The sequence below is a fragment of the Mycetohabitans sp. B2 genome (assembly GCF_021733735.1).
Taxonomy (GTDB): Bacteria; Pseudomonadota; Gammaproteobacteria; order Burkholderiales; family Burkholderiaceae; genus Mycetohabitans; species Mycetohabitans rhizoxinica.
The window spans coordinates 1-3,591 of sequence record NZ_JAHKSP010000087.1 but is presented as its reverse complement, the minus strand read 5'-3'; the positions used below and the strand labels follow the sequence as shown (position 1 = coordinate 3,591).

Annotated in this window: 3 protein-coding genes and 1 pseudogene; 2 read left to right on the top strand and 2 right to left on the bottom strand. The window is 56.5% G+C overall.

Translation table 11 applies throughout. From position 1 onward, the window contains the following. Together KPG66_RS16820 and KPG66_RS16815 are read left to right on the top strand one after the other, a co-directional pair. Positions 1–653: IS110 family transposase (locus KPG66_RS16820; RefSeq protein ID WP_237071590.1), on the top strand; the 653-nt coding region annotated here is incomplete at its 5' end. Positions 654–1,569: 916 nt separating this feature from the next. Continuing rightward, positions 1,570–2,823: a hypothetical protein gene (locus tag KPG66_RS16815; protein WP_237071589.1), complete on the top strand. Its 1,254-nt coding sequence runs from the start codon at positions 1,570–1,572 to the stop codon at positions 2,821–2,823. A gap of 427 nt (positions 2,824–3,250) precedes the next feature. Here the strand turns inward: KPG66_RS16815 and KPG66_RS16810 are convergent. Next, positions 3,251–3,358 (bottom strand): annotated as a pseudogene (locus KPG66_RS16810) (transposase); the annotation flags it as partial. A 3-nt stretch (positions 3,359–3,361) separates the two neighbouring features. Continuing rightward, positions 3,362–3,591, bottom strand: a 230-nt coding sequence (locus KPG66_RS16805; protein WP_237071588.1) for a type II toxin-antitoxin system RelE/ParE family toxin, incomplete at its 5' end; no start/stop codon positions are given.

Below are 3,591 nucleotides of genomic sequence, written 5' to 3'. Positions count from 1 at the left end.
CGCTACATCGAATGCGCCAGCAACTGGTCCGGATCCGCGTCATGCAAGTCAATCAATTGCGAGGATTACTCTATGAATTCGGCGTCGTTTTGCCACAAGGGCGACGCCCATCGATCCAGGCCGCTCAAGCGGCGATCGCGACGCTGGCCGATCAGTTTCCGACAATGCTGATCGATAGTCTTCGGGATCAATTGTCTCGACTTCATCTGCTCGACGAGCAAATTCAACGCATCGAGCAGCGCATCCTCGAATGGCGACGCGGTGACCCAGCATGCCGTTGTATCTCGGAAATTCCGGGTGTTGGCCTGTTGACGGCAACTGCAGCGGTGTCGGTTATCGGTCAAGCGAAAACCTTCCGCTCCGGTCGGGAATTTGCGGCCTACCTTGGCCTCGTGCCGCGACAGAACAGCTCGGGTGGCAAAGTCCGGCTGGGCGGCATCAGCAAACGCGGTGACGTCTATTTACGTACCTTACTGATTCACGGTGCACGATCAGTCATCTCGAGTTCGAAACACTTACCAGAGCGATTACGTGCTCTATTAACTCGACGGCCGACAAACGTCGTCGCTGTCGCGCTGGCCAACAAGATGGCGCGAACGATCTGGGCGCTGCTGGCGTACGAGCGAACGTATCAGGCAGCACCAGCGCAGTGATCACGCTTTAAGGCCTAACCCATCCATGGTTGCACAGGTGTATTGAACGATGGCAAGACAGGTTGGATCGCGCGAAGGCAAGCCTGAGACATTTCTCGGACCTCGAGTCCGCTAATTAGATTAGGACCTTTGCGGCGCAATCCATCGGGGCCGGCGGGCACGCCCGCGATCGAGTCCGGATATAAGTCCGCAACCACCCTCCTGCCACGCACAATCGCCTTGCAAATGGGAGGCGACCATATAAGGAATGTCGTCGCGACGTACTTCTGGCCGTTGCGTTTAAGCAAACGAAGCATTGTTTCGCCGCTGATCGAAATGTCCAGCCGCTGCGCCAGGCGCACCCGCGGCACCACTGAGCGCCAAGCCCACCTGCCACAGCACCGTCTGTGCTCGGGGTGTGCGACGCTGCTGACGCGCGCCGAATGGCGCAAGGCATTGGGCGAATGTTCGCCGGCGGCATGTTGTGTTATCTCAACGAAAGTGCTGCACATGGATTTCCATGTGTGACGCGGTGGCCGCTACACGGCAGGCTCTCAACGCGTCGTCGGTACCATCGGTGTATCCGGGAGCTTGTCGCTCCACACGCCGTGCAGTGCGCAACGAGCCCTTGATGTTTCAGTGCAACGATGAGCCGATTGCCGATTATCTGACAACGTGTGTACGGTGAGCCTCGGGATGGTGGAATATAACTGAGCCTGCACCATCATTTATTTGATCCGCACGTTGTTTCGGCTGCGTGCTGCTTACCATTGCCAGTTTCGCACGAGCTTCTTCAGCAGTGTGCGTTGCCAACAGACAATGTAACAGCTGCCGCATATGGGCATTGCACTATCCGCCAAGAACATGGCGTTTAAACTCCATCGCTGTGCTCAGCTTCCCGCTTTTAGCTAACCTGCCGTGCAGGCCTCGCTTCATATTGCGCCGTTTCTTTTTATCGATTGCCGAGTTTGCTAGCCGGCCCACGACATATCATGACCTGCCGCCCGAACTGATTGAGCAGATCGGTGACTACGTGCCCGTCCAAGACGTGGGAAATTTTTCAGCAGTCGATCGTCGTACGTATCATGCGATGCACAGTCGGCGCGTAGTCTACCGCTACTGGCAACGAGCCAACCAAGTCGTCAGTCTCGCGTCAGTCAATCAGCTGCTCAATGAAATGGATGGCACGCTCGCCGATCCAGCGCAGCACGTCGAGCCGATTGAGGCGTTGCGCCAGCGTTTGGAAGCGTTGCCGTATCGCGAGCAAGGCGAAGCCTTCAAGCGCATGTACTCGGCGGCACAGCGCATTTCGAAGGATGGCGTGCAGATACAAAAAGCGCTGTTGTTGCACTCATTGCGCGGTTTTCATTGGAGCCATAGTGATGAATTATTCGACTTCGCTTACGCGATGGCGCAGCGGCGTGCGCCCGAGGAGGAGAATGTCTGGACGGAACTCGCTGACAGTTTGGAGTCGTTGTTGTTTGGCTCAGCTGAGTTTGTCGAGCGTTATCAAGCGCTCGTGGCTCGGCTTGCATCCTTGAGGGTGTCCGAGCAAGCGGAGCTGATTCCGGTATTGTGTCTGCGAATGATTCACTTCGGTGGAAGCAACAACCGCCTCCCTGGACTGTATGCGGTGTTACGCGAACACGCGTTGCAGCTGCCGCCCTCTGTGCAAGGCGCACCGGTTGGCATGTTAGCCAGTGCCATATGGGTCTTGCCATACGCGGAGCGGCTCGCACAGTACACGCAGCTGCGTGATGTGGCGCTATCGCTACCTGACGAGCAGTTGGGCATTGCGCTACGCGATCTTCCAGCGGGGTTGACGAGGTTACCGAGCGAGCATCATGCACACGAATTCCAGTTACTGGTGCCGGCATTACTGCGCGTACTGCCAGCGCAGCGTGCGCAGGTCACACTCGGCCTACTCATGTATACTTACAGACTAGACGATGCACTGGTACAGTGGGTCTGGCAGCAGGGCTTGAGTCTACTGAATGGCGCGGGCGAAGTCGCTTTATGCGATGTGCTTAGTAGGCTTCGAGCGCAGGGTGCGATAGGTAACTTAGACGATCGTCAATGGAATATAGCGAGGGTTGAGATCACCCGCTTTATGGAAGCCAACCAGTTCTCCGAGCCGGCCCGGGCGCGAATTCAGGACAGTGTGCCTTGGTTCAGAAGTCGGTCACATTAACCTGCGGCTGAACCAGCATGCTTCGTTTACTCGGAGGGTCCTTCGAGCTAGGCAGGGTGATGCCAGTTCACCGGCTACCTTCAAGTGGTGAACCACTACCCTAGGATTCGTCATGGACCGCCGGATGTCAACAGCAACTTAGAAGTGGCTCTTCCATGCTTCGTGTGAACCTATGGGCCAGCGGCGTACCTGAAATGCGGCGATTAGGGTAAGTCTCGGCCACGACTATAATGCAGTACACGCAGCACTGCTGACCCCCTACAGTAACGGCATCGTCGAGGGCCATGTCAATCGGCTCAAGTTTCTCAAGCGACAGATGGATAGCCGCGCCGGCTTTCAGCTGCTTCGTACTCGCGTGTTGAATCGATGCTGGACCGAGGCACAAATTTCACACAAAGTGTGGAAGAGCTATTTTCAACGTGCTGCTGACAACTTCTTTACGGCCGTCGGTGCGAATACCCAGCCCCAGATACACCGCCTTGTTCTTGACCGTGCCTTCGTCTCGGATCTTCAAGCGCAATGCGTCGAAATACATAGCCTATCGATAGTAGTCTTCTTCCCGTTGCGAACGTACCGCGAGGATCGTGACCGTGCGTCCTTCCTCAATCTCGAACAGCATGACATAACCCGATGAGCCAAACGATACAATCAATTCGCGCAGGAACGGATTTTCCCCTTCAGCCTTGCGGCACGTAAACGGAAAGGTACGCAGTACGTCGACACCCCGGTGGATCGCGTCGAGCGCGCGGGCAGCCGCATCCAAGTCCT